Here is a 25,552-nt window from a genome sequence, read left to right as displayed (position 1 = left end):
ACGATGGAAGACCGCATTATATCCGCCAATTTGATGATGGAAGACGAAATCGTGGAATTTTCCCTTCGCCCCCGGTACCTGGCGGAATATATCGGACAGACGCAGGCGAAGGAAAATCTCAAGATTTATATTGAAGCGGCCAAAATGCGCAAAGAGGCGCTTGACCACGTTTTGCTTTACGGACCTCCCGGGCTCGGAAAAACGACCCTGTCGAATATCATCGCCAACGAGCTTGGCGTCAATATCCGCACGACGAGCGGTCCCGCTATCGAGCGGCCCGGCGACCTCGCTGCGATTCTGACGAATCTGCAGGAAGGCGACGTGCTGTTCATCGACGAAATCCACCGCCTCCACCGGACGGTGGAGGAAGTGCTGTATCCGGCGATGGAGGATTTTGCGCTCGATATTATCATCGGCAAGGGGCCGAGCGCGCGTTCCGTGCGGCTGGATCTGCCGCCCTTCACGCTGATCGGCGCGACAACTCGCGCAGGGCTGCTGTCGGCTCCGCTGCGGGACCGTTTCGGCGTAATCAGCCGGCTCGAGTTCTACACCGTCGACGAGCTGTCGTATATCGTCAGCCGCACCTGCGACATCCTCCAGGTGCAGATCGTCGGAGAGGCGTCGCGTGAAATCGGGATGCGCTCCAGGGGCACGCCGCGTATCGCGAACCGGCTGCTGAAGCGGGTACGCGATTTCGCCCAGGTCAAAGGAGACGGGATCATTACCGTCGACCTGGCCCGCGAATCACTCCGGCACATTCAGGTGGACGATCTCGGCCTTGACGAGATCGACCACAAAATGCTGAGGGCGATCATTACTTCGTTCCGCGGAGGCCCGGTCGGACTCGATACGATTGCAGCCACCATCGGCGAGGAAAGCCAGACGATCGAAGACGTGTATGAACCCTATTTGCTGCAAATCGGCTTTTTGCAGCGGACTCCCCGCGGACGGATGGTCACGCACCAGGCGTACACCCATTTGGGGCTGCCGATTCCGGAGCAGAATACTTAAATAATCTTATGCCATTTTTCCAATCGGGCTTTTTCCGGTCTCCGATACCTGCTTTCATGCAGCTTCGGGGACTTGAAAAGGCCTTTTTTAATGCCGATATAAAGGATAGAGAAGGGAGTCCAACTTGGGCTTATTTGGAATTCTCACAACTTATCGTTGAAAGCTGCGTCTAATAGTTGATAGAATACTAGAGTTGGATTCATTTACCAGACCCATATCCCCAAACGGAAAGGATTGTTTGCATCTATGAAGAACAGCCGGATAAGCTGGAAAGTGGTCACGGCCGCCTTGCTGGCGCTGGTGCTGGCAGCGGGATTGTTCGGCAGCGCCGCGCTCCCGCTACAAGCAGCGGTTCCGAAACTCGATACGATTCGGGTCGGCCTTTTTATCGAACATGAAAGCTACCGCACTCCCGAGCAGGTGGTTACCCTCTCATCGGACAAAGGCTTCAAGCTGGGAGTGCGCACCCCCGCAGGGGTTGTGAACCTAGCGGCGGAGGGGGGCGCGACTCTGAAAACCTCCCTGGACGCTTACGGGGTACTTGTGCTGGAGACGGCGAACTGGAGTGAAGCGAAAGCCGCTTACGACAAGCTCCAGAGCTCGCCTTCCGACCGTGCGTACATCATCAGCCGCTCCAAAAAAGGAGCCAACGTGTATCAGGTATACTACGGCAGCTACGCGGCGAAGGAAACGGCCAACACGGCAAAAGCCAAGGCGGTCAAGGCAACCGGCTCCGCGCAAGCGGTTCTGTCGGGGCCTCTGCATTGGTCTGCCGGCACGTACGCCACGGCCGCCGAAGCGGAGAAGCAGGCCGCGGCCGTATCACTGGCGGGAGCGGACGCCGACGTTGTTCTGACGCCGGATGCTTCGGGACAAGCCGGGTACAGTGTATGGGTAGGCGGCGAGGCGGACGAGGCCGGGCTGGCCGCCGTCAAAGCGGCTTTGCCGGGCGTGGCCCTGCAGCCGGCCGATACGGCATCGGCGTATCTGATCAAGCGGGCGGACGCTACGACCGCCGCAGCGGGAGTTCCCCATTATTTCTCGGGAGCAGGCTCGCAGAAAACTTGGTTCGACGGCAACGGTGCCGGCATCAAAGTAGCGGAGAAGTCGAATCAGGTCTACCGGGGCAGCATGGAAATCAGCCGCTACAACGGCAAATTCGCGCTCGTTAACGAGCTTCCTTTCGAAGAGTATTTGTACTCCGTGGTCAGCTCCGAGATGGACGGCAGCTTTCCGCTGGAAGCGTTGAAAGCGCAGGCGGTCGCCGCGCGTACGTTTGCGATTAAAAAAGGAATGAAATACGGCATCGCGCACCTCAGCGATTCGACGACTGACCAAGCCTACAGGGGGATGCTCCGCGAAGCCGAAATCGTCCGCCAGGCCGTCGATGCGACCAAAGGTGAAGTGCTGGTAGACAAGTCGGGCATTATCGGAGATCCTTTGTACTCTTCCAATTCGGGCGGGCAGACCGCCGACGCTTCCGAAATTTGGGGCAATGCGGTTCCCTATCTGAAAAGCGTAGCCAGCCCCGACGAGGGAGCGGCTAAAGGCAAGCCAGTCTGGTACCGGGTTGCATTGCTTTCCGGTGAAACCGGCTATGTCAGCGGCACTTACCTGAAGAAAACGGGCGAGAAGAGCGCGGCCGGTCTTGAAATAGCCGCATCCACGCAAGGGGGCGTAAATGTCCGCACGTTGCCGAGCACGGACAGCGCCAGCTCCCCGGCTGTTGCCCAGCTTAAGGACAAGGAGCGTGTCACCCTGCTGGAACAGGTAACGGAGTCAAACTCCTACAGCTGGTTCAGGGTGTACGACCGCGCCCAGATGGAGAAGCTGCTCGCAGGCGCGGGAGTAAAGCTGAACGGACCGCTCCAGTCGCTGGAGGTAAGCAAAAGAGGACCGTCGGGACGCGCTACCGAACTGAAAGCAAACGGGGAAGTAGTGAAGGTCAAATACCCGAACGATCTGCGAAATGTTTTGGGCGGCCTGCCCAGTACCCTGTTTGATATTGAGGAACCGGGAAGGTATACTATAGTTGGTGCAGACGGTAAACCGGCCGCCCAAACGGCGGGTTCTGTCCAGGTTATCGGGGGAACCCAGGCCAAACCGCAAAAAGCGGGGGCCGACCTGTTCGTCATGGGGGCGGACAACCAGGTGCGCAGCGTCGCATCGGGCACGGCCGGCTTCGTGATCCGCGGGACAGGCAACGGGCACGGACTCGGCATGTCCCAATGGGGAGCCAGAGGTCTGGCGGAGCAGGGGAAAACCTACACCGAAATTTTACAAACTTACTATACCGGAGTTTGGACGACTAAGGAATGAGAGACATAAATGGACGTACAAGATTTTGATTACGATTTGCCGGAAGAATTGATTGCCCAGACTCCGCTCCTGGAACGGACGCAGTCTAGACTGATGACGCTCGACAAGCAGTCGGGCGCCATCGGTCATCATACGTTTGAACAGTTGGCCGATTATTTGAAAGCCGGGGATCTGCTCGTGATGAATGACACGCGAGTCATTCCAGCCCGGCTTTTTGGCGTGAAGGCGGACACGGGGGCCAAAGTGGAGCTTCTGCTGCTCAAGCCGCTGGGCGAGGACCGATGGGAAGCTTTGGCCCGTCCCGGCAAGCGGATTAAAACCGGCACCGAGCTGCTGTTCGGTGTACAGCCGGAGACGGCTGCGGACGGTACGCCGGTCGTTCCGAAGCAGGCGCCGCTTTCGGCAGTTGTCGAAGCCGAAGGGGAGATGGGAGCGCGTACCGTCCGCTTCCGTTACGAAGGTATTTTTAACGAGATCCTGGATAAGCTGGGGGAAATGCCGCTGCCTCCTTATATTAAGGAACAGCTGCCCGAGAAGGAGCGCTACCAGACGGTCTATGCCCGCCATGCGGGTTCCGCTGCCGCTCCGACCGCCGGGTTGCATTTTACCGGCGATTTTCTCGACAAGCTGAAAAACCGGGGCATCCGTCTGGCCTTCGTGACTCTTCACGTCGGGCTCGGGACGTTCCGTCCCGTATCCGCCGACAAGGTGGAAGAGCACGAGATGCATGCCGAGTACTATGAGCTTCCGCAGGAAACGGCGGATCTCATCAACGAGACGACCGCCGCAGGCGGCCGCATCGTAGCGGTCGGCACGACCTCGACGAGAACGCTGGAAACCGCGGCCCGCCAGTCGCGGTCGGCAGCGGAAGAACAAGGCGGCTCCGTCCACACGGACAGCGGCAAGCCGTACATTCGCGCTTGCAGCGGGTGGACCAGCATCTTCATCTATCCGGGCGTGGAATTTCAGCTTGTCGATGCGATGCTGACGAATTTTCACCTGCCTAAATCGACGCTGCTGATGCTGATTTCCGCGATGGCCGGCCGGGAGAGCATTTTGAACGCTTACCGTGAAGCCGTCGAGCGGAAGTACCGCTTTTTCAGTTTCGGCGACGCGATGTTTATTTATTGAATCGAGAAGGGAAGACAACTATGGCTGCGGTTACTTATGAACACATCAAGACCTGCAAGCAGACCGGGGCAAGGCTCGGTCGCGTACATACTCCGCACGGTGTGATCGAAACACCGGCTTTCATGCCGGTAGGCACCCAGGCGACGGTAAAAACGATGAGCCCGGAAGAACTGAAAGTGATGGACGCTCATATTATTTTGAGCAACACCTACCATCTTTTCCTCCGCCCCGGCCATGAACTTGTGAAAAAAGCAGGCGGCCTTCATAAATTTATGAACTGGGACCGCCCGATTTTGACGGACAGCGGGGGCTTTCAAGTATTCAGTCTGAGCGATATCCGTAAAATCACGGAAGAAGGCGTGCAGTTTCGTTCCCACCTGAACGGGGACAAACTCTTTATATCGCCGGAGAAAGCCATGGAAATCCAGAATGCGCTCGGCTCCGATATTATGATGGCCTTCGACGAATGTCCTCCCTATCCGGCGACTTACGAGTACGTGAAAGACTCTCTGGAGCGTACGACCCGCTGGGCGGAGCGCTGCCTGAAGAGTCATGCCCGTCCGGGCGACCAGGGACTGTTCGCCATCGTGCAGGGCGGCATGTACGCCGATTTGCGCAAGCAGAGCGCGGAGCAGTTGACTTCCATGGATTTCCCGGGGTATGCTATTGGAGGATTGAGCGTAGGCGAGCCCAAGCACCTCATGTATGAGATGCTGGAGTGCACGACACCGCTGCTTCCGACCGGAAAGCCCCGCTACCTGATGGGAGTGGGTTCACCCGACGCACTGATCGAAGGCGCTATCCGCGGCGTGGATATGTTCGACTGCGTACTGCCGACACGGATTGCCCGCAACGGCACCGTGATGACGAGCGCAGGACGTCTTGTTATCCGCAACGCGAAACACGCCGATGATCTCGGGCCGCTTGATCCCGAGTGCAGCTGCTACACATGTACCAACTACAGCCGCGCCTATATCCGTCACCTGATCAAGGCCGATGAGACATTCGGCATCCGGCTGACCACGTACCACAATTTGCATTTCTTGCTTGAACTGATGAGGGGTGTCAGACAAGCCATCCGCGAAGATCGCCTCGGCGATTTCCGGGACGAGTTTTTTACAAAGTATGGTCTTCACGACAACGACAAAGGTTTTTAACTGAAGGAGGATCTTAACGATGTCCAATCTGGCCGCAGCAGCCAATGCAAGTCCGTACGGAAGCTTAGTGACGTACATTCCGCTTATTCTGATGTTCCTGGTTCTTTATTTCCTGCTGATCCGCCCGCAGCAGAAGCGGACGAAAACCCGCAACATGATGCTGGCTAACTTGAAGAAAAACGACAAGATCGTGACGATCGGAGGCCTTCACGGCACGATCCTGGAGATTACCGACGACATCGTCGTTCTGCGCGTTAACGACGCGACCAAAATGACATTCGACCGTTCCGCGGTCAACACCGTTGTAACGAGCAGCGCGGTTGCAGAAGAGAAGAAATAAAAGCGAATCACATACATAAAAGGCGAGTTCCTCGACCGGCCGGTCTAAGGAACTCGCCTTTTTTACGTACGTATCGGCAAGCTGCTGCAGCATTATTCGCTGACTTCTTGCTTCTGGAGCCTGCGCTGCGGCAGAAGAATCCTGCTGAAGAACGGACGCTCTTCGCTGATGCTTAGGCCCAGACGGGCCGCGAATATACCGAGAAGGACACCGCCGCACATGTCGGTCAGCCAGTGGATCCCCAGGTAGAAGATCGAGAAGATGATCACCACGCAGCTGAGGAGGGAAAACCATTTCCAAAGCCGGTTCCCTGAACGGCTGGCAAGCAGCGCCATAGAAACGGAAATGGAGGTGTGCAGGCTCGGGAAACAGTTGTCGAGCCCGGACAAAGGCCGGTATTCCGCTTCGAATTTAGGAAACACTTCCAAGATCAGCAGCTTTACGTTGGGATGGAACGCCCACACTTCCTGGACGGGGAAGAACAAGTAAAACGGAATGGCAATGACGTAATTGATTATGACCGTATAGCAAAGCGCATAAAAAAGACGGTATTTCTTCTGGTACGTATAAATCAGAATCGATACGATCATCAGGCATGGAAATACGATCACATAAAAAATACTGGTAACCATCGTGATGGTGTTGTTATAGAACAAGTGCTGGAAACCTGCTACGAAGTCTCCTTCCAGCCCGTGTATTTTTGCCGTGAAATCGGCTGTGTAGTGCATTTTGGATTCAATCCAAAGCTCGACTTTGTTGAAAAAGAGAATAGCCATGACCGCCGCAAAATGAAAGAAAAACTTCCGTTTTGTGAAAAAGTCCTGTACGAATGCTCCCGCGACAAAAAACGGATTTTTCCGTAAAGACAGGTACAGGAGAACGTAGATGGAAATCACAATATATACGGTTGCGTGGGTCATGGATTGTAACGGATACATTGTATTTCCCCCTAAAATTCAAAAAGGTATAAGAGAACTAAGATATTATATCATAGTCGGAGTAGTAGGTGTGCAATTTCAGGGGTCTCTCCATTATTTACTGCTGGAATTAACGCCGATCATGCCGCCGAGCGCACCGGCAACGAAAGCGAATCCGGCCAGAGTGAGCGTTTTCAGATCGAATGCGGTATCAACCGCAAGGAAGCCGATAATCCAGACGATCAGCGCATAAAAAATACCCAGCATGCCGCCGTAATACCAGCCTTTCCGGCCCGCGCGTTTACCCGCAACCCAGCCTCCTACAAAAACGGAAAGCCCGTGCGTGATATACGCCAGGGTGGAAAGCGAAGATTCTTGCGTACGGCTGAGAAGCAGAATCAGCGACGTTACTATCGTTCCCGCAACCAGCATAATGAACGCATAGAGAAGGCCTGAAAGAAATGGTGAAGATAGACGGACCTGGCTCACCTTATTAATCGGAATCATGACAGTATCCTCCCTTTCCCTTAAGAACATTTCGGTATCATCATTCTATGGGCCTGTTCATAAGAATAGTACAGGTTCCGCTTGTACGCGGTTCCGTGGGAAAGGGGGGCGGGAACAAGATGTATAAAGCTGTGCAGAATGCCGGCTGGCAGGCCGCAGCGGCTGTAGTTGTCGCCCTGCTGGCCGTAGGTTTGGGCCTGAAATTTGTCCGCTGCCGCGCCTGGCTTCCGCTGGCGGGAGCAGCTGTTTTAATGGCGGCCGGAATTGCGGGTCCCCCAGCCGCCGTGATAGAGACCGTCCCGTGGAGAGCGCTCGCGCTTGCGCTGACTATGGGAATAATCGCGACCGTAACCGAAGAAGCGGGATGGATTCAGCTGACGGCGGTAAGATTTTATCGGCTGACTTCGGCGAACCCGCAAAAGATGCTGGCCATGTCCATGATGCTGGCCGCCGCCGCATCGGCCCTTCTGGACGCATTAACCGCCATGGCGGCTCTTCTGCCGCTTCTGCTGGCTTTTACGAGAGCCTGGAAAATACCGGCTTCTCCGTTCGTAATCGGGATGATGCTGGCCTGCAACCTCGGAAGCGGCCTCTCCGTTGCCGGAACTATGCCGGCTCGGCTGATCGGCACTGCAGGCGAACTTGGCCTGACGGGCGTCTGGCTCGTGCTGGGCCCTCTCCATGCCGTGCTGCTTGTTCTCGCTTATCTGATGATTCGGACGGTGTATGTCGATAAGCTGAAAGTAGGCACGGAAAGGCTCCGGGAACTCCAAACCGCGGCTTCGGGCATGAATGGAAACAAGGGGGATATCCGCAATCCGGCTATCGCCCTTGGTTTGATCCTGTTGGCATATATTTGTGCCGATCTGACGGGTGTTGACTTGATTTGGATTTCCGGAGCGGGAGCGGCCCTATTGTTCCAATCGGTAATTAAACGACGCGAAAGCCTCAAAAGTTTCGCGGCCGGCTTTGTCCCGCTCCTGGCGCTCACCGCCGGCTGGCTTCTTATCGCCGGCGCTTTCGTCCAGACAGGCGTGCTTGACGTCGCGGCCGAATGGCTGATGAAGGCAAGCTCGGGAGACGACCAGCGGGCCGTGCTGGCCGTCCTCTGGATGTCCGCCGCCGGCACCGCCTTTTCGGACGGGACGGCCTGGACCGCATTTTCCGTTCCCGTCGTTCGAATGGTGGGTGAACAATTGCAATCGGTTTCTCCGGATCATGCGGGCAGGCTCTGGTATGTCCTGCTTTCGGGCATCCACTTAGGCGCCAATGCGACCAGCTTCAGTTCTTTTTCCAGTCTTCTGGCCTTTGGAGTCGCTGCCTCCCGGAAAAACGGGATGAGCTTCCGGGAATATGCACGGATCGGCGTGCCGTTTGCTCTATTTTCACTTACCCTGGCATCCCTGTATTTAGTCGGATTCTGGTTTGGCAACAATTGAGGGACCTCCGGGCCGCATGAAGGGAAAGGGGGGCGGTCAGACTACCAGGTAAACTCCGAGAACAGAACGTCCAGGAGGATACCATGGAACTGCTGACGATTTTTTTGCGCACCGTTATGATCTATTTTGTCGTTTTCGTCATGCTCCGTATTATGGGGAAACGCGAAATCGGCAAGCTTTCGGTCTTCGATCTGGTGATATCGATTATGATTGCCGAAATCGCCGTATTTGTACTGGAAGACATACGCATGCCCATGGCTAACGGAATGGTGCCGATGATTACGCTCGTGCTCATTCAACTGCTGATGGCATTCATTACGCTCAAAAGCCAGCGTTTCCGCACGTTATTCGAAGGCCGTCCCAGCGTCTTGATCGAACACGGGAAGCTGAACCGCGAAGAAATGCGCAAACAGCGCTACAACCTCGATGATTTGATGATGCAGCTCCGGCAGCATAAGGTTATGAACGTGGCCGATGTCGAATTCGCCATCCTGGAGCCTTCCGGCAAGCTGAGTGTGGTGGAAAAATATCATCCCAGCCGTAAGCCCGAAATGGGGCCGATCGAGAGCGGGCGCATCCGTTATGCGGGGCTGCCTGTAGCCTTGGTCATGGACGGCAAAGTCCAGGAAGATAATCTGCAAAAAGTGGGCCAGACCCGTTTCTGGCTTAAGAGCGAGCTTAAGAAGAAGGGGATATCTGACTTCAAGGAAGTTTTCTTCTGTTCCGTCGATCACCGCGGGTATTTGTACGTGGATAAGAAGGACCGGGTTTAAACGTTGAAAAAGCCGGACTGCACAAAAATCTGTGCGTACCGGCTTTTCTGTATGCGGCGGACGGATCAAGGTTTGCGAATGATTTTCCGCCCGAGTGTCAGCAATCGGGACAAGTCCGATCTGTTAATGATTTTGAGTACCGTTACGGCCGCCAGATAAGCCGTTAAGGCGGCAGCCGAGGCAAGGAGGAAACTCATACCGGCGGGCATGGTGCCGATGGACCGGTAAACGGCGTAGCAGCATAAGGAGGCGATGCCCATGGCGACCGACACTTTGGCCACATCGCTGCCGCGCAGGGTAAACTTCAGATGCCGCAGCACGCTCAGCCCGTGAAGGAAGGTGACCAGCACAACGTTCACGCAGCTGGCCATAACGGCGCCAAGTATACCGAATTCGGGCTTGCTCGCGAGCCATACGATCAGCAGAAGCTTGACGAGGGAGCCGATCAGCGTGTTGATGAGCGCGCTGCCGGGTTTGTCCAACGCCTGCAGCGCGGCCTGGAGAGGAGCCTGCAGGTAGATGAAAATCGCGACCGGCGCCAGCATTTTAAGCATGACTGCGATATCCTTCTGCCCGTACATTAGCAGACAAAGAGGGTCGGCCAGCACATACATGATGACGGCGAAGGGAGCGCCCGTAACAAGCGCCAGGCGAAGCGACTGATGCATGCGTTTGTGGATGGTCTTCAGATCTTTGCGCGCCGCGGCCTCGCTGAGCGACGGAACGAGCGAAACCGAAAGCGAGGAAGTCAAGGCGCTCGGCAGCAGGATGATCGGAATGATCATCCCTTGAAGGGCGCCGTACTGCGCCGTGGCGAGTGCGGTTGCGATACCGGCGGCCGCAAGACTGTGCGCGATGAGAATGGATTCGAGCAGGTAGGAGCCCGCCCCCACGAGGCGGCTGGCCGTAATCGGCAGCGAAAGCGTCAGCAGACGGCGCAGTTGGGTCATCCGGCCGTGCGCGGCGCTTGTGCCGATCTGCGCCTTGTTCACGGGCATGTTTTTCTTGCGCTGCAGCTTGTAATGGATGAGAAGGACGAGCATACCCGCGATTTCACCGATGGTGACCCCGATCATGGCGCCGGCGGCCGCCCATGAAACCCCGTAGGGGAGCAGGGCGAAGGAGCAGAGAAGCACCATGACGATGCGCACCAGCGTCTCTATGGTCTGGGAGGTGGCCGTAGGGATCATGTCTTGCTTTCCCTGAAAATAGCCACGGAGAACCGAGGATACGGCGATAATCGGTATAATCGGGCTCATGCTGAGAAAAGTAAAATAGACGCGCTCGTCCGTCAGCAGATGGGAAGTTATCCAGCGCGCCCCCAGTATGCAGACTGCGGTAAAGATCCCCGATATGCTCACGGAAAGCGTGAGGGCGAGCTTAAGAATGCGCGCCGAACGGCGGTAGTTGCGCTCGGCTTCCGCCTCCGCCACGAGTTTGGATACGGCGAGGGGAATGCCTCCCGTTACAATCGTAAGAATAACGATCAGGAACGGCCAGCCCATCTGGTAGAGGCCGACGCCTTCGGCGCCGATTACCCGGGGAAGCGTGATCCGCGGGATGAAACCGAGGATCCGGTTTACGATGCCTGCCGCCAGTAAAATCATCGTCCCTTTTAGAAAAGACTGCTTGGTCAACGTTCACTCCCTCTTCCGTAACGGGTTCTACTAGAGGATATGCGGGCAATGGCCAAGCTCATGCCAAACTTTTTGGGGATACGGGACCGGCCATGCAGGAAAACCTGTTTTTGTAAGCGAATATAGCAGATATGAAGCAGAACGTGTACGTTGCCGTTACAGCAGCTAAGGGGGGAATAATGTGAATTCGGAAACGGACAAATTGGAGACGGCATCAGCCGCGGCAGCGGAGCAATCCGAGGCCCCGGAAGACGCCAAAGAGCAAACGGAAGCCCCGCTATTGCCGGAAGGACTTCTTGAAGCGGAAGCGCTGGCCGAAGCGGAGTCCCTGGAAACGATGCTGGAACCCGAAGAGACGGAAGAAGAGAAAGATGCGGATGTTCCGGACGGATGGCCGGAAAGAGGTGGATTGATGCAAGAATCCGGCCGTGAAGTCGAAACAGGCGGAGCGCCAGAAACGCCAACGGTTGTGGAGATCGGCTCCATGGACGAAACGGCTGCTGCTGCCGAACCCGTGCAAGCGGTCGTGATCGATCCTGCCGATTCGTTTGAAGTGGAAGCGGAGCCGGCATTCGACATGGCGGTCGAAGGGGAATTTAATACCGGGGCTGCCCAAGGCACTATGGAGGAGGAATCAGAGCCCGAGCGCTTGAACGACCGGGAACTCAACGAGATGATCGAAGGCTTATGCCTGAGCAAAGCGGAGGAGTTCCAGATGATCGGTTACGAACATGTCACGGGAGAAGAAATCTGGGAGTGCATCAACGACAGGTACAAGAAGAAAGGTTTGCCGCCTCTTCACCAGGTTGTCAACGATATTTTGTCGCTTAAACCTAATCAGTTTATGAATTATTTGACGTTAAGCATGTATCGAAGGTCCTGATCGGCTTTTCGGGGCCTTTTTTTGTTTGGAGTGGTAAAAAACGTCAAATTGACTCGTTTTTCGCGTGTGGGTATAATAGGAATATTGAGTTGGGAAGGGAGATTATCAAGGAATGAATGTAAAACGGATCTCGGCGTTTTTCATAACCGTCATTGTCACGCTGGCCGTGATCGCAACGACGAGTCCCGGGCTTCTTGGCAAGATCAAGCTCGGTTTGGATTTAAAAGGAGGGTTTGAGATCCTCTACGTGGCTGAGCCGTTTACGGCCGGTCAGAAAGTAACCCCCGCAACTTTGAAGAAAGCCGCGGAAAGCATCGCGCAGCGCGCGGACAAGCTCGGCGTAGCGGAGCCGGAAGTTCTCGCCGAAGGCGAAAATCGTATCCGTGTGCGTCTGGCGGGCGTCCAGAACGAAGATGAAGTGCGCAAGCAAATCGGCAAACCGTCTGTTCTCACATTTCGTGATCCGCAAGGCAACAATATGCTGATCGGTACGGATTTTGTCGAAGGCGGAGCCTCGGTCGGTTACGATTCTACGAATCGTCCGGTTGTACAGATCAAAATGAAAGAACGCAGCAAGTTTAAAGAAGTTACTACAAAAATGGTGGGCAATCCACTAGCTATTTATCTGGATGATACTATGCTTTCCGCTCCGATGGTTAAAACTCCAATTGATAGTGACTCTGCTGTTATCGAAGGCAGCTTCACTTTCGAGGAAGCGCAAAAGCTGGCCGATACGATCAACCTCGGCGCCCTCCCTCTGAAATTGACGGAGAAATACACGCAGGTAGTCGGCGCTTCCCTCGGACAAATGTCTCTAGAACAAACGATCCGCGCGGGGATTATCGCATCCGTTATCATTCTGGTCTTTATGATTCTCCTTTACCGTCTGCCCGGCATTATTGCGGCCTTTACGCTTATCACGTACACTTGGCTGCTTCTCGTGCTGTTTGATTGGATCAACGCGACACTGACCCTTCCGGGGATTGCGGCACTCGTGCTCGGGATCGGGATGGCGGTCGACGCCAACATTATTACGTACGAACGGATCAAAGAAGAAATCCGCAGCGGCAAGAGCATTCCTTCTTCGCTTAAAGCGGGTTCCAAAGCATCTTTCCGTACGATTATGGACGCGAATATCACCAATATCATTTCCAGCCTTGTCCTCTACTATATCGGCAACGGGGCTATCAAAGGCTTTGCTTTGACCACGATGCTCAGTATTGTCGTGAGTATCTTGACGAACGTGTTCTTCTCGAGATTCCTCATTCACCTGCTCATTAAGGGCAATGTGTTTAAAAAGCCCGGTTATTTTGGCGTGAAGGAGGCGGACATCCGTGAACTATAGTAACAAATTCAACTTTGTCAAACACCGGAATGTTTTCTTCGCAATTTCCGGTATACTCATACTGGCCGGTATCGTAACGCTCTTGCTGTTCCAAATGAACTACGGCGTCGACTTTAAAGCGGGTACTTCCATCGACGTTTCGGTAGGACAAGCGATTACCAAAGAGAAGGCGCAGGAGATTTACAAAGGCGCGGGCTTTGATCAGACCGTTACGATCGGCGGAGCCAACGGCGACCGCGTTTCCACCCGTTTCGATGAAATTCTGGGCAAAGAACAGGTCGATAAAATTAAGGCGGCTTTCGAAGCCCCTTATAAAGATAAGGTGTCCATGGAAGTGAACACCGTATCGCCCGACATTGCTAAGGAACTTGCCATTAAAGCGATCATCGGTATTCTCATCGCAAGTGTGGCGATCAGCATTTATGTAAGCATCCGGTTTGAATGGAGATTCGCGTTAGCCGCCATTATTTCCATTCTTCACGATGCGTTTATCGTTGTCGCGATGTTTGCCATCTTCCGTTTCGAGGTTGACTTGCCGTTCGTAGCCGCCGTACTGACTACCGTCGGTTACTCGATCAACGACAAGATCGTTATCTTCGACCGGATTCGTGAAAACCTTCGTTTCGCCAAGATGAAAACTCCGGAAGACCTGGAGAAGCTTGTTCACGACAGCACATGGCAAACGATGGCTCGGAACATCAACACGGTTCTTACCGTATTGATCGCGGCTGTCTGCCTCTTTATTTTCGGCAGCGAATCTATTAAATTATTCGCCCTGGCGAAAATCATCGGTCTGACAAGCGGCGCATACTCTTCCATCTGTATCGCGAGCCCGCTGTGGTACCTGCTCAAAAGAAACTCGCTCGGCAACAAGCGCAAAGCCGCTCCGGCCGCAGCCGCAAAAGAATAAGCTCACTGCCGCGTGAATCCTTGTTCCCGCGGCTTTTCCTTGACATGAGATAGAAGCGTCACCCAGCAAACTATTCATTAGGAGAGTCGACATGTCAGACGAACGATTTCAGAAAGCCGAAGTCGCCGCGTGGATTGGAATAGGTGGCAACATCGGTCTTACGGTTCTTAAAGGTGTGGTCGGCGTGATGGCGGGAAGCCGGAGCCTCTTGGCGGACGCCGTGCATTCCGCTTCGGATACAGCGGGTTCATTCGCTTCGCTGCGGAGTCTGAAAGCGCCGGGAACTCCCGTCGACCATGGCCGCTCCTACGGTCGTGACAAAGCGGAATCCATTGCCGCGATTCTAATTGCGGTCATTATGACGATCATTTCCGTGGAAATCAGTATGAACTCGGTGAAGGACATGGTTTCCGGCGTACGTAACGCACCCGAGAGCTATGCGCTTATTGCCGTTATCGCTTCTCTTGTTTGCAAAGAAGTCATGTTCCGGTACAATTACTGGGTCGGGAAAAAGCTAGGCTCACGGGATCTCGTGACCGGCACCTGGGAACACCGTTCCGGCGTGTATTCCTCGATTATGGCACTGGCCGGGGTAGGAGGCGCTCTGATCGGTGAAAAAATGGGCTGGTGGTTTATGTACTACTTGGACCCGGCAGCGGCCATCGCCGTCACCCTTCTTATCGTTAAAAACAGTTACGGGGTTATTACCGACGCGCTGCAGAAAACGATGGACCGCGCCCTGCATCAGGAAGATGCGCGGGATATGATCGACGCCGTACAAGGCGTAAAGGGCGTCATTTCCGTAGAGGATCTCCGGGCCCGGGAACACGGACATTATGTCATTGTGGAGCTTAGGATCAGCGTGAATCCGCGCATTTCCGTTCTGGAAGGCAACGAGATTGCAAGAACGGTCAAGTACCAGCTCATGAAAAAATTTATACACCTTTCGGATGTCACGATTCACGTATTCCCATACGATTCGGGTTATCCTTACAAACACGGTATAGATGCCGCTGCAAATGACAGTGCGCAGATGCTTCATTAACGAATGAGCTAAGAAATGAATATGCAAGTTTAGGAGGAACAACGTGCTGGAATCCAAAGCAAGATGGCGGTTGGGCGCTGGAGACGAGGCCGTTGCCGGGCAGCTTTGCGATGCTCTCGGGATCGATCCGCTGCTCGCCAGGCTGCTTGTGCTGCGCGGAGTTAGCAGCGTTCCCGAAGCCGAACAGTTTCTCAGCGGAGGAAGCGGTCATTTTCACGACCCTTTCCTGATGGAAGGCATGGAACCGGCGGTCAGCCGGATACGATCGGCCCTTAGCGGCGGAGAAAAAATTCGTGTCTACGGCGACTACGATGCGGACGGGGTCAGCTCAACGGCGCTTATGGCTCACCTGCTCCGAGGTTTGGGCGCCAATTTCGACACCTACATTCCGCATCGGGTCAAAGAAGGGTACGGTTTGAATAAAGGGGCCGTTGATCTCGCTAAAGAGCAAGGAGTATCGCTGATTATCACGGTCGATACCGGTGTAAGTGCGGTAGAGGAAGTCGCTTATATTCAGGAGCTTGGCATGGACGTCATCGTGACGGATCATCATGAACCGCCCGGTACGCTGCCACAGCCGCTTGCCCTGATCAATCCCAAGCAAGAAACCTGCCCCTATCCGTTTAAGGGGCTTGCAGGTGTTGGGGTCGCTTTAAAGCTGGCCCAGGGACTGCTGGGACGTCTGCCCGAAGAACTGCTGGAGATTGCCGCCATCGGTACGGTAGCGGATTTAATGCCGCTGCACGACGAGAACCGGCTTATCGTTAAGCTCGGACTGGAAAGAATGAGAAAGTCGGCTTATCCCGGACTGCGTGCCTTGATGGACGTCTCCGGTGTCGACCGGAGCGCAGTGAATGCCACGCATATCGGTTTCAGTCTCGCGCCCCGGATCAATGCCAGCGGAAGGCTGGAACACGCCTCGACTGCACTCAAACTTCTGGTGACAGAAGACGAAGCCGAAGCGGTATCGATCGCGGAAGAGCTCGATCTGCTGAACAAAGAACGCCAGTTCATTGTAGACGAGCTGACGGGACTGGCTAAGGCTGCCGTGCAAGAAGAACAGGACGGGGCTTTGAAGCGGGGAGAAACGCCCAGAAACTTTATCGTCGTGTCCGGCGAAACCTGGAATGTCGGCGTCGTCGGTATCGTTGCTTCGCGTCTGGTCGACACTTATTACCGTCCGACCATCGTGCTCAGCATAGATCCCGACACGGGGATGGCCAAAGGCTCCGCCCGATCCATCGCGGGCTTCGATATGTATCAGGCGCTGACGCACTGCGCCGATCTGTTGGATCATTACGGCGGGCATCAGGCCGCTGCGGGCATGTCGCTTCGCAGGGAGAACATCGCCGAGTTTGAACGGAGGCTGAATGTGCTTGCCGGCGAATGGCTCAGCGCGGAAGATTTTATCCCGCTGCTCGCCGTCGATGCGGAATGCAGCCTCAGCGAAGTTCCCCTCGAATGCATCGAGGAGCTGGAGAAGCTGGCTCCGTTCGGAGTAGGCAATCCGGCGCCGAAGATTTTGTTCAGCGGCCTCCGCCTCGATGAAATCAGGCTGATGGGCCGTGAGCGCCAGCATCTCAAGTTGGTTCTCACGGATGCCGCCGCCGAGATCGCCGCCGGAGTCGAGGCCGTAGGCTTCGGCAAAGGCTGGCTCGGCAGCCTGATGACGCCGCAGGCGCCCGTTGACATTGTCGGAGAGCTCTCCGTCAATGAGTGGAACGGCGTGCGCAAGCCGCAGCTCATGCTGCAGGACTTGCGCATCCCGGCTCTCCAGGTCTTCGACTGGAGAGGCAAACCCGCCGCGCGCGTCGTCGAAGAGCTGGCCGCGCTCGGCGAGCGGCTCGCCGCCCTTCCGGGGCGCGGCTCCGCCCGGCCGCCGGCCCTTGTCCTCTTCGGCGAAGAGGACCGGGCGCCCGGCGGGCGTCCGGCAGGCCCCGTGTGGCGGTGCCTGCCGGACGGGAGCCTGGCAGCGGACAATGAAGCGGCCCGGGAACTGAAGTTCCCGGAGATGACCGACATTGTCCTCTGCACGGCTCCGCGCTCGCTCCCGCAGCTGGAGCGGGCGCTCGCCCAGGCGGACGGCATACGCCGGTGCTATGCCGTCTTCGCCGATCCCGCGCCGCAGGATGGCGGCGCGATGCCTACGCGTGACCAGTTCAAAGCGGTCTACGCGTCCGTCAGGCAGCAGGGCATGTGGGATTTGCGCAATCCCGCCCTGCTGCAATCGTTCAGCCGCCGGTCAGGCTTGTCGGCGTCGATGATCTCTTTCGTCCTCGACGTATTCGAGGAGCTGGGCTTTATCGAGAAAGCCGGAGGCGTCGTCCGCCCGGTAGCCGCTCCGTCCAAGCGTGACTTGACGACTTCGAGGAAGTACCAGGAACGTCTGTCCCGCGCGGAAGTCGACCGCGTCTGCGTGTATACGTCCGCCAAAGAATTAAGCGACTGGATTGCAGGCTGTCGTTCACCGCAGCAATTGTCGTCCGCGCAACCCACATAAATGGAGGAATCCCCATGAATTTCAAAGAGTATATCCGCGTCATCGAAGATTTCCCGCAGCCGGGCATCCGTTTTAAAGACATTACGACCCTGCTGCAAAATGGGGCTGTATACAAAGAAGCGATCGACGAGATCGCCCGTTTCGTCAAAGACAAAGAAATCGACCTGATCGCAGGTCCGGAAGCACGCGGGTTCGTCGTGGGCGCTCCCCTTGCCTATGCGCTCGGAGTAGGTTTCGTGCCGATCCGCAAGAGCGGCAAGCTGCCGGGCAAAACCATTGAAGCGGACTACTCCCTGGAGTACGGCAAAGACAAACTGGCGGTGCATGACAATGCGATCAAACCGGGCCAGCGCGTACTGATTGCCGACGATCTGCTCGCAACCGGCGGCACCATCAAAACTTGCGTCAATCTGATCGAACAACTGGGCGGAGAAGTCGTGGGTTCGGCATTCCTGATTGAGCTGACTTATTTGAACGGCCGCGAGCAGCTGCCTGCTGGCAAAGATGTTTTCACGTTGATCCAGTATTAAGATTAAGTTGCGGATACAAAAAAGCCTGTTCTCCTTTGCGGAGAACAGGCTTTTTATAAAGGACAATTTCTTTAACGCAGATGCACTAGTCGTTCGAAAGCTTCAACACCTCGACCAGTTTGAAGAAAAGACTGAGCACGATAGCCGATACGGTCGCCAGCGCCATGCCTTTCAGCTCGAAGGAATCGATTTTGAGGGCCGCGCCGCTGAGGCCGATAATAAGCACGATGGAAGTCAAAATCAGATTAGTCGCCTTGGAATAATCGACTTTGCTTTCGACCAGCATTCGGATACCCGATGCGCCGATAACTCCGAAGAGCAGGAGCGAAACGCCGCCCATCACCGGAGTCGGGATGGTCATGATCAGTGCGGCAAGCTTCCCGGAGAAGGAGAGCACGATGGCAAAGCAGGCCGCACCGCCGATAACCCAGGTAGAGTATACACGGGTCAGGGCAAGTACGCCGATGTTTTCGCCATAGGTCGTATTTGGTGTAGAACCGACGAAACCGGACAGGATAGTAGAGATCCCGTTGCCGAGCAGCGAGCGGTCCAGTCCGGGATCTTTGGACAAGTCCTTGCCCACGATGTTGCCGGTTACGACGAGATGGCCGATATGCTCGGCGATCACGACAAGGGCCGCCGGCAGAATGATCAGAACGGAAGTCAGATCAAACTGTGGTGTATATACCTGCGGCAGAGCGAACCAGCTCGCTTCCGAAACCTTGGCGAAGTCCACGATTCCGACGAAGGCGGCCAGAGCATAGCCGGCTACAATCGAGACGAGAATCGGAATGATTTTCATAAAGCCGCGGAACAGCACGTTGCCCAGCAGGGCGATCAGCAAAGTTACGATGGAGACGAGCAGCGCTTTGCCGTCGAGGGGAGCGCCGTCCTTCGGAAGAAATCCGGCCATGCCCGCGGCCGTCGGCGCCAGCTCAAGCCCGATAACGGCAATGATGGCACCCATGGCGGCCGGCGGGAAGACGACATCGATCCATTTCGTCCCGACAAGTTTGACCAGCAGAGCGACAAGCACGAAGACGATTCCGACGATGATGAAGCCGCCGAGCGCTGAATTGTAGCTATTTGTGCTAAGCACGTACAGCACCGGCGAAATAAAGGCGAAGCTGGAGCCCAGATAAGCCGGAATTTTTCCTTTACACAGAAAGATGTAGAGCAAAGTTCCGATCCCGTTCATCAGCAGCACGATGGCCGGATTTACATGAAAGAGCGCGGGTACTAGAACAGTGGAGCCAAACATGGCGAACAAATGCTGCAGGCTGAGCGGAATTGTTTTGCCCAGGGATGGCCGTTCATCAACCCCGATGGTACGGTTACTCATGTCCGAACATTTCCTCCTTTATCGCGTTTAAGCGATGATAGCTAGAGTTCCATCGACAAGTTTAGCAGATTTTCGGGATTCGTCTATAGCTTTTTTCGGACCGGACAGAGAATTTGAGGAAAAAGGTCGTCATTTCCCGAATTTTCTTGTTTTGAGCGGGCTTGACAGTTGACGCAAGGCGCACAATTTAGGCATAATGAATAGAAATATCCATGTTTCGTAGAAAGGGTTTATTCATGGGAATAGAGCAGTTGCTGGAAAAGGCGGCACAGTACTTTAAAGAGACAGAACTCAACCGAATCAGAGAGGCGTACGAGTTCGCGGAACAAGCCCATCACGGGCAAGTGCGCAAATCCGGAGAGCCTTATATTTTACATCCTCTGGCCGTTGCCGACATTCTGGTCGACATGCAGATGGACGTGACGTCCATCATTGCGGCTCTGCTTCACGACGTCGTGGAAGACACTACGGTTTCGCTCGAGGCCGTCCAAGATAAATTCGGCAGAACCTGCGCCATGCTGGTAGACGGTTTGACCAAGCTGGAGCGGATCAAGTTTAAAACCAAAGAAGAGCAGCAGAACGAGAACTACCGCAAAATGTTCGTGGCGATGGCGCAGGATATCCGCGTCATTCTTATTAAACTGGCCGACCGGCTGCATAATATGCGGACCCTTAAGTATCAGTCCGAAGAGAGCCAGCGGCGGATCGCCGACGAGACGCTCGAAATCTTCTGTCCGATCGCCCACCGGCTCGGTATTTCCGCCATCAAATGGGAAATGGAAGATATCGCGCTCCGTTATCTGAACCCGCAGCAGTATTACCGCATCGTCAATCTTATGCAGAAGAAGCGGACGGAACGGGAGAAGTATATCGAGGACGTCATCCGGAATATCCAGGACAAGCTCCGCGAAATGGGGATCGAAGGCGATATTTCCGGCAGACCCAAGCACATTTATTCCATTCACAAAAAAATGTCTTCGCGCAACAAGCAGTTTAACGAGATCTACGATCTGATGGCCCTGCGCGTCATCGTTGACAATATTAAGGATTGCTACGCCGCGCTCGGGATTATCCACACGCTGTGGAAGCCGATGCCGGGACGTTTTAAAGACTATATCGCCATGCCGAAGCCGAACATGTACCAGTCGCTCCATACGACGGTCATCGGCCCGAAGGGCGAGCCGCTCGAAGTCCAGATCCGGACTTGGGAGATGCACCAGACCGCCGAATACGGAATCGCGGCCCACTGGGCCTACAAAGAAGGCAACGGCTCCCCCGAGGGAACGTTCAGTGACAAAATGCAGTGGTTCCGTGAAATTCTCGAGCTGCAGAAAGAAACAGACAACGCGTCGGAATTTATGGAATCCATGAAGATGGATTTCTTTACCGATCTTGTTTTTGTGTTTACTCCCAAAGGGGAGGTTATCGAGCTTCCGGCGGGCGCGGTCCCGCTTGATTTTGCGTACCGCATTCATACCGAAGTCGGCAACCGCACCATCGGAGCCAAAATCAACGGCCGGATCGTGCCGCTGGACCATAAGCTCAAAACGGGCGATATCGTCGAAATTTTGACATCGAAGCATTCTTACGGACCGAGTCAGGATTGGGTGAAAATCGCTCAATCCTCCCACGCGCGCAGCAAAATCAAGCAGTGGTTCAAGAAAGAGAAGCGCGAGGAGAACGTGGCCAAAGGCCGCGAAGCCATCGAACGCGAGCTGAAACGGCTGGCTTTCGATCCGCAGGCGCTTATGACCGACGAGAAGCTGATGGAAGCGGCGAAGAAGTTCGCTTTTAACGATATCGAGGACATGATGTCGGCTATCGGTTTCGGGGGGATCACCGCAGCTCAGATCTGTACGAAGCTTACGGAGAAGCTCCGCAAAGAGAAGGAAGCGGAAGAAGCCCAAGCGATGGAATTGACCAACGAGGTCAAGGAAGTCAAGGCGGCTCCCGCCGAGAAGAAAAGCAGACCGGTCAGCGGCGTAAGGGTAAAAGGAGTGGATAACCTCCTGATCCGCTTCGCGAGATGCTGCAACCCGGTGCCGGGCGACGATATTATCGGCTACATCACGCGCGGCCGCGGGGTGTCGGTTCACCGGACGGACTGTACGAACATTCCGGGAGAGAACACGGAGGAAGGAAACCGCGTCATCGAGGTCGAGTGGGCGGATTCCGTGGAATCGAATTTCCACGTGGAAATCGAAATCACGGGGCATGACCGCCGCGGTCTGCTGAATGAAGTGCTGCAGGTCGTTTCGGAAAGCAAAACGATGATTTCCGCGGTTTCCGGCCGTTCCGACAAGAACAAAATGGCCATGATTCACATGACCATCCTGATCCGCAACATCGAGCACCTGCATGCCGTTGTGGAGAAAATCAAGCGAGTGGAGGATGTATATTCCGTTCAGCGGATTATGCAATAGGCTCTTTCGGTAAGGAGAGTGGAATTCATGAAAGTCGTGGTACAACGCAGCAAGGAAGCGCAGGTTACGGTAAACGGGGAAATCGTCGGCCGCATCGACAGGGGCTTGATGCTTCTGGTAGGCGTGGGCCATGAAGATACGGAAGAGGACGCCAAATATTTGGCGGACAAGATAGCGGGCTTGCGCATTTTCGAGGATGAACAGGAAAAGATGAACTTTTCCGTGAAGGATATCGGCGGCAGCGTGCTTTCCGTTTCGCAGTTTACCCTGTACGGGGACTGCCGGAAAGGCAGAAGGCCGAATTTTATGGGGGCGGCCCGGCCCGAGCAGGCAGAGGCTTTGTACGATAAGTTCAACGGCCTTCTCCGCGAACAGGGCCTTCATGTGGAAACGGGGGCGTTCGGACAAATGATGGATGTCGCCTTCACCAACTGGGGACCGGTCACGCTTATTCTCGAAAGCAAAGCTTAATCGGGCGGGTGCCGGACTGGCATAATGCGGCAGCTCTTTGGACAGCCTAAAAGTCGAAGCCGCCGGCCGGAGAACCTTCTCATCGGAGAAAAACTTCCTCCGGCGCGCCATTAGACAGAGGAGCTTTCCTACACCATGCGCCGATCCCTTAAAGAAAAGCAAATGACCCAGCCCGAGAGCCAGCTCGCTCATTCGGCTTACTCCGAAAGAATACGAGCCGGAGCCGAGCAGTCCTGGATGGAAGCGAGCGGGGAAATCGCCCCCGCGCAAGGAAGATTCAAACGGACGGCTAAAATCCCGCCCCGTTAACGAGACCGGCCTCCCAGCGGAAGGCCGGTTTTCATTTTGAGCAGAGAAGGCAGACGCAAGAGCGGGCCAGCTTAAAACCTTTGTCCCCCTTGCAAAATATGTTACACTAGTCATGGTCATTTTTAGGAGGAAAAGAAGCTTTTTGCCGTTTGACGGAGACCGATTGGCTTCATTCCCGTATAAGAAGAAGTGGTGCTTGAGCTTCCCGCTGTTCCGGGCGTTCAAATAAGTTCACGACCCTACAAAACTTCCAAGGCGGATAAAGGGTTCAACTCCCCTACTCTCCGCTGTCCCGGGCCGTAATCGTATTCGTGCAGCAAACCCGAAAGGCTTCGGAACGATCCATGCACACAGGACTACATAGCCGGGACGCAAGCAGAAACATAAGCAGTTGGAATTCAATGAGGAAGGTGCCCCATGACAAAGAGTAAGAACAACCATTCGAAGCATGCCGCATCAAAATCCTGGATCGTCTGGATGTGCCTGCTGCTCGTGCTGACCGTAATCGCAGCCGCAGCCGCACTTTACTGGCAGTACCGTCATCACAACAAACCGAAGCCGATCGCTCAGCAAACGCTGTCCGAAGTGAAATCGGTAGCGAATCTGGAGAAGCAGTATGATGTGATCGTCGTCGGAACGGACCCGGAGGGGGTAACGGCAGCGGTGTCAGCCGCCCGCAACGGGCAGAAGACCTTGCTGGTGGACGGGCACGACCGGGAAATTCTCGGCGGCCTGATGACACTCGGCTGGCTGAACAGCATCGACATGAACTATGTGCCGAATCCGTCCGTGCTCAATCCGCACGACGTGCTGAACAAAGGCCTTTTTTCCGAATGGTACAGTAAAATCGAAGGTGATTCCTTCAGCATCAACACGGCGGCGAACGCATTCTACGACATGGTGCGCGGCGAGAAGAACATCGATCTTATGCTTAAACTTAAATCCATCGAGCCGCTCCTGTCCAATCAGGGACAGCAAACCCGCGTAGAAGGCATCACCCTTACAAAAGAAGACGGAACGAAGCAGGAAATTCGCGCGAATGCCGTGATCGACGCGACGCAGGACGGCGATATCGCCGCCGCGGCCGGCGTTCCTTTTACGTATGGCCTGGAAGATCTCGGCAACAAAAACGCCAAAATGGCGGTTACGCTCGTATTCAAGCTGAAAAATGTGACGCCTGAAGTCTGGTCTCAAATCACCAAGCATTTGAAAACGGACGACGATCCGATGTCCGATGCCAACGAAGTCAGCGCCTGGGGCTACAAAGAGCTTTACAACTACCCGGCGCTTAACCCGGAACGCGTGAAGATGCGCGGTCTGAATATCGGCCGCCAAGACGGCGATATGGTGCTAATCAACGCTTTGCAGATTTTCAATATCGACGGTCTGGACGCGAAGTCGCGCGCCGAAGCGTTTGAAATCGCGAAGAAAGAAATTCCGAACGTGGTCGCTTTCTTGAAAAAGAACTACCCCGAATTCGCGGGTGTCGAACTCGCGGGTACAGCTCCGGAGCTGTACGTCAGGGAGACGCGCCATATTCAGGGGGAATACCGTCTGAATATTATCGACCTGCTGGAAAACCGCGACCAGTGGGACCGGATCGCGTTCGGCTCGTATCCGGTCGATATCCAGCGTCTGGCTCCGACGGACACGGGTATGGTCGTCACGCAGCCGGAGCAGTACGCGATTCCTTTCCGGAGCATCGTGCCGAAGAAGGTCGACGGGCTGCTCGTCGTCGGGCGGGCGGCTTCCTATGACACGCTTCCGCACGGCAGCGCCCGGGTCATCCCGGTCGGCATGGCTGAGGGGCAAGCCGCAGGAGCCGCAGCCAAACTCGCCAAAGATGCGGGACTGAGTTTCCGCGAGCTTGCCGCTTCCAAGGAGAATATTGCGAAGCTCCAGGATATGCTGAACAAACAGGGCGTGGATCTTAAGCCATTCAGCATGAAGCCGCAGCCTTTTATGACCCACAAGCAGTATGAAGGTCTCAAAGCAGCCGTGTCCATGTCTCTCGTAGGCGGCGGCTACAAGAACGAGTTTGAGCTGGACAAAGTGTCAAACCCTCAGCGTATGGTGAACTATATCACCCGGATGAAGAAAATCATTCCGTCGGCTTATGGCGGCGATCCGAGCGGTTCGCTGAAAGGAATCGACGAAGAAGCACGCAAGAAGTCCGCACTGACGCTCGATCAGGCCGCGTATACGATGACGCAGGGACTGGGCATCGCCGTTCCAAAGGAAGGCGCCATGGCCGAACTTTCCAAGCGAGGCATCGTACAGGAATCGTCGCTCGCGACAATCAAGGACAAGCAGAACCTGACAAACGGGGACACCTTTATGCTGATCATGGATTTGCATAAATACGCCGAAAGCAAAGGCGCGAAACCTGCGTCGTCCTAATTTCGTTCGAGATTGTAACGGAATTGTAACTTGATTTTCATCTGGGATTAATGTTCGCGCCCTATACTAAATATCGACCCCCTTTACGATATAGATATCCATGGACAGTCTGCAGCTTTGTGCTGCAGGCTCTTTTCTTTGTACGGCCTGTTTTTCCCGCAGA

Annotated in this window: 21 protein-coding genes; 17 read left to right on the top strand and 4 right to left on the bottom strand. The window is 55.2% G+C overall.

Features of this window, described 5'->3' with window-relative positions; genetic code table 11:
• Positions 1-3: 3 nt before the first annotated feature.
• The 5 genes from ruvB (at position 4) to yajC (ending at position 5,958) form a co-directional block, all read left to right on the top strand.
• On the top strand, positions 4-1,011 hold the full coding sequence (ruvB, locus tag KVT34_RS08630; protein WP_217558174.1) for a Holliday junction branch migration DNA helicase RuvB: 1,008 nt from the start codon (positions 4-6) through the stop codon (positions 1,009-1,011).
• A 246-nt stretch (positions 1,012-1,257) separates the two neighbouring features.
• Positions 1,258-3,330, top strand: a complete 2,073-nt coding sequence (locus KVT34_RS08625; protein ID WP_217558173.1) for a SpoIID/LytB domain-containing protein — start codon at positions 1,258-1,260, stop codon at positions 3,328-3,330.
• A 9-nt stretch (positions 3,331-3,339) separates the two neighbouring features.
• Positions 3,340-4,461 carry a tRNA preQ1(34) S-adenosylmethionine ribosyltransferase-isomerase QueA gene (queA, locus tag KVT34_RS08620; protein ID WP_217558172.1) on the top strand — a complete coding sequence of 374 codons (1,122 nt, stop codon included), beginning with the start codon at positions 3,340-3,342 and terminating at the stop codon, positions 4,459-4,461.
• A gap of 20 nt (positions 4,462-4,481) precedes the next feature.
• Positions 4,482-5,618, top strand: coding sequence for a tRNA guanosine(34) transglycosylase Tgt (tgt, locus tag KVT34_RS08615; protein WP_217558170.1), 1,137 nt, complete (start codon positions 4,482-4,484; stop codon positions 5,616-5,618).
• A gap of 19 nt (positions 5,619-5,637) precedes the next feature.
• Positions 5,638-5,958, top strand: coding sequence for a preprotein translocase subunit YajC (yajC, locus tag KVT34_RS08610; protein ID WP_217558169.1), 321 nt, complete (start codon positions 5,638-5,640; stop codon positions 5,956-5,958).
• Between the two features lie 92 nt (positions 5,959-6,050).
• Here yajC and KVT34_RS08605 read toward each other — a convergent pair whose 3' ends face one another.
• Together KVT34_RS08605 and KVT34_RS08600 are read right to left on the bottom strand one after the other, a co-directional pair.
• Entirely contained in the window at positions 6,051-6,896 is an 846-nt protein-coding gene (locus KVT34_RS08605; protein WP_217558168.1) for a phosphatase PAP2 family protein, read from the bottom strand.
• A 93-nt stretch (positions 6,897-6,989) separates the two neighbouring features.
• Positions 6,990-7,382 carry a TIGR04086 family membrane protein gene (locus tag KVT34_RS08600; RefSeq protein ID WP_217558167.1) on the bottom strand — a complete coding sequence of 131 codons (393 nt, stop codon included), beginning with the start codon at positions 7,380-7,382 and terminating at the stop codon, positions 6,990-6,992.
• 119 nt (positions 7,383-7,501) lie between these two features.
• On the opposite strand from KVT34_RS08600, the gene KVT34_RS08595 reads away from it, so the two are divergent.
• Together KVT34_RS08595 and KVT34_RS08590 are read left to right on the top strand one after the other, a co-directional pair.
• Positions 7,502-8,821: an SLC13 family permease gene (locus KVT34_RS08595; protein ID WP_217558166.1), complete on the top strand. Its 1,320-nt coding sequence runs from the start codon at positions 7,502-7,504 to the stop codon at positions 8,819-8,821.
• Positions 8,822-8,904: 83 nt separating this feature from the next.
• A complete protein-coding gene (locus KVT34_RS08590) occupies positions 8,905-9,594 on the top strand; it encodes a DUF421 domain-containing protein (protein ID WP_042230414.1) in 690 nt (229 codons plus the stop codon).
• A 65-nt stretch (positions 9,595-9,659) separates the two neighbouring features.
• Here KVT34_RS08590 and spoVB read toward each other — a convergent pair whose 3' ends face one another.
• Complete coding sequence (gene spoVB, locus KVT34_RS08585; RefSeq protein ID WP_217558165.1) at positions 9,660-11,231, bottom strand: stage V sporulation protein B; 1,572 nt, start codon at positions 11,229-11,231, stop codon at positions 9,660-9,662.
• Positions 11,232-11,412: 181 nt separating this feature from the next.
• On the opposite strand from spoVB, the gene KVT34_RS32585 reads away from it, so the two are divergent.
• The 6 genes from KVT34_RS32585 to KVT34_RS08555 all read left to right on the top strand — a co-directional run bounded on the left by KVT34_RS32585 (position 11,413) and on the right by KVT34_RS08555 (position 18,444).
• On the top strand, positions 11,413-12,114 hold the full coding sequence (locus KVT34_RS32585; protein ID WP_217558164.1) for a post-transcriptional regulator: 702 nt from the start codon (positions 11,413-11,415) through the stop codon (positions 12,112-12,114).
• A gap of 112 nt (positions 12,115-12,226) precedes the next feature.
• Entirely contained in the window at positions 12,227-13,459 is a 1,233-nt protein-coding gene (gene secD, locus KVT34_RS08575; RefSeq protein ID WP_217558163.1) for a protein translocase subunit SecD, read from the top strand.
• Positions 13,449-14,369, top strand: a complete 921-nt coding sequence (gene secF / locus KVT34_RS08570; protein WP_217558162.1) for a protein translocase subunit SecF — start codon at positions 13,449-13,451, stop codon at positions 14,367-14,369. Before secD ends, secF begins: the two co-directional genes overlap by 11 nt.
• Before the next feature lie 91 nt (positions 14,370-14,460).
• On the top strand, positions 14,461-15,414 hold the full coding sequence (locus KVT34_RS08565; protein WP_217558160.1) for a cation diffusion facilitator family transporter: 954 nt from the start codon (positions 14,461-14,463) through the stop codon (positions 15,412-15,414).
• Positions 15,415-15,457: 43 nt separating this feature from the next.
• The gene (gene recJ, locus KVT34_RS08560) at positions 15,458-17,914 is read left to right on the top strand and encodes a single-stranded-DNA-specific exonuclease RecJ (RefSeq protein WP_217558159.1); all 2,457 of its coding nucleotides are present in this window, start codon (positions 15,458-15,460) and stop codon (positions 17,912-17,914) included.
• A 14-nt stretch (positions 17,915-17,928) separates the two neighbouring features.
• Positions 17,929-18,444, top strand: coding sequence for an adenine phosphoribosyltransferase (locus KVT34_RS08555; protein ID WP_217558158.1), 516 nt, complete (start codon positions 17,929-17,931; stop codon positions 18,442-18,444).
• An 85-nt stretch (positions 18,445-18,529) separates the two neighbouring features.
• Here the strand turns inward: KVT34_RS08555 and uraA are convergent, their stop codons facing one another.
• Positions 18,530-19,786 carry a uracil permease gene (uraA, locus tag KVT34_RS08550; protein WP_217558157.1) on the bottom strand — a complete coding sequence of 419 codons (1,257 nt, stop codon included), beginning with the start codon at positions 19,784-19,786 and terminating at the stop codon, positions 18,530-18,532.
• Positions 19,787-20,022: 236 nt separating this feature from the next.
• Between uraA and KVT34_RS08545 the strand changes: the two genes are divergently transcribed.
• From KVT34_RS08545 to KVT34_RS08530, 4 genes are all read left to right on the top strand, one after another.
• On the top strand, positions 20,023-22,209 hold the full coding sequence (locus KVT34_RS08545; RefSeq protein ID WP_217558156.1) for a RelA/SpoT family protein: 2,187 nt from the start codon (positions 20,023-20,025) through the stop codon (positions 22,207-22,209).
• Between the two features lie 27 nt (positions 22,210-22,236).
• On the top strand, positions 22,237-22,680 hold the full coding sequence (gene dtd / locus KVT34_RS08540) for a D-aminoacyl-tRNA deacylase (RefSeq protein WP_042230397.1): 444 nt from the start codon (positions 22,237-22,239) through the stop codon (positions 22,678-22,680).
• A 135-nt stretch (positions 22,681-22,815) separates the two neighbouring features.
• Entirely contained in the window at positions 22,816-22,989 is a 174-nt protein-coding gene (locus KVT34_RS08535) for a hypothetical protein (RefSeq protein ID WP_217558155.1), read from the top strand.
• A gap of 417 nt (positions 22,990-23,406) precedes the next feature.
• Positions 23,407-25,389 carry an FAD-dependent oxidoreductase gene (locus tag KVT34_RS08530; protein WP_217558154.1) on the top strand — a complete coding sequence of 661 codons (1,983 nt, stop codon included), beginning with the start codon at positions 23,407-23,409 and terminating at the stop codon, positions 25,387-25,389.
• Positions 25,390-25,552 lie beyond the last annotated feature (163 nt).

Origin of the sequence: Paenibacillus sp. GbtcB18, assembly GCF_019091125.1 — a bacterium.
Classification (GTDB): Bacteria; Bacillota; Bacilli; order Paenibacillales; family NBRC-103111; genus Paenibacillus_F; species Paenibacillus_F chitinolyticus.
Note: the sequence above shows the minus strand (reverse complement) of the source record. Positions and strands in the feature narration are given on the sequence as shown.

Bases quoted from the DNA above. Each gene is read 5' to 3' on its own strand.
- ruvB (WP_217558174.1), top strand. From the start codon at position 4: ATGGAAGACCGCATTATATCCGCCAATTTGATGATGGAAGACGAAATC.
- KVT34_RS08625 (WP_217558173.1), top strand. From the start codon at position 1,258: ATGAAGAACAGCCGGATAAGCTGGAAAGTGGTCACGGCCGCCTTGCTG.
- queA (WP_217558172.1), top strand. From the start codon at position 3,340: ATGGACGTACAAGATTTTGATTACGATTTGCCGGAAGAATTGATTGCC.
- tgt (WP_217558170.1), top strand. From the start codon at position 4,482: ATGGCTGCGGTTACTTATGAACACATCAAGACCTGCAAGCAGACCGGG.
- yajC (WP_217558169.1), top strand. From the start codon at position 5,638: ATGTCCAATCTGGCCGCAGCAGCCAATGCAAGTCCGTACGGAAGCTTA.
- KVT34_RS08605 (WP_217558168.1), bottom strand. From the start codon at position 6,896: ATGTATCCGTTACAATCCATGACCCACGCAACCGTATATATTGTGATT.
- KVT34_RS08600 (WP_217558167.1), bottom strand. From the start codon at position 7,382: ATGATTCCGATTAATAAGGTGAGCCAGGTCCGTCTATCTTCACCATTT.
- KVT34_RS08595 (WP_217558166.1), top strand. From the start codon at position 7,502: ATGTATAAAGCTGTGCAGAATGCCGGCTGGCAGGCCGCAGCGGCTGTA.
- KVT34_RS08590 (WP_042230414.1), top strand. From the start codon at position 8,905: ATGGAACTGCTGACGATTTTTTTGCGCACCGTTATGATCTATTTTGTC.
- secD (WP_217558163.1), top strand. From the start codon at position 12,227: ATGAATGTAAAACGGATCTCGGCGTTTTTCATAACCGTCATTGTCACG.
- KVT34_RS08565 (WP_217558160.1), top strand. From the start codon at position 14,461: ATGTCAGACGAACGATTTCAGAAAGCCGAAGTCGCCGCGTGGATTGGA.
- KVT34_RS08555 (WP_217558158.1), top strand. From the start codon at position 17,929: ATGAATTTCAAAGAGTATATCCGCGTCATCGAAGATTTCCCGCAGCCG.
- uraA (WP_217558157.1), bottom strand. From the start codon at position 19,786: ATGAGTAACCGTACCATCGGGGTTGATGAACGGCCATCCCTGGGCAAA.
- KVT34_RS08545 (WP_217558156.1), top strand. From the start codon at position 20,023: ATGGGAATAGAGCAGTTGCTGGAAAAGGCGGCACAGTACTTTAAAGAG.
- dtd (WP_042230397.1), top strand. From the start codon at position 22,237: ATGAAAGTCGTGGTACAACGCAGCAAGGAAGCGCAGGTTACGGTAAAC.
- KVT34_RS08535 (WP_217558155.1), top strand. From the start codon at position 22,816: ATGCGCCGATCCCTTAAAGAAAAGCAAATGACCCAGCCCGAGAGCCAG.
- KVT34_RS08530 (WP_217558154.1), top strand. From the start codon at position 23,407: ATGACAAAGAGTAAGAACAACCATTCGAAGCATGCCGCATCAAAATCC.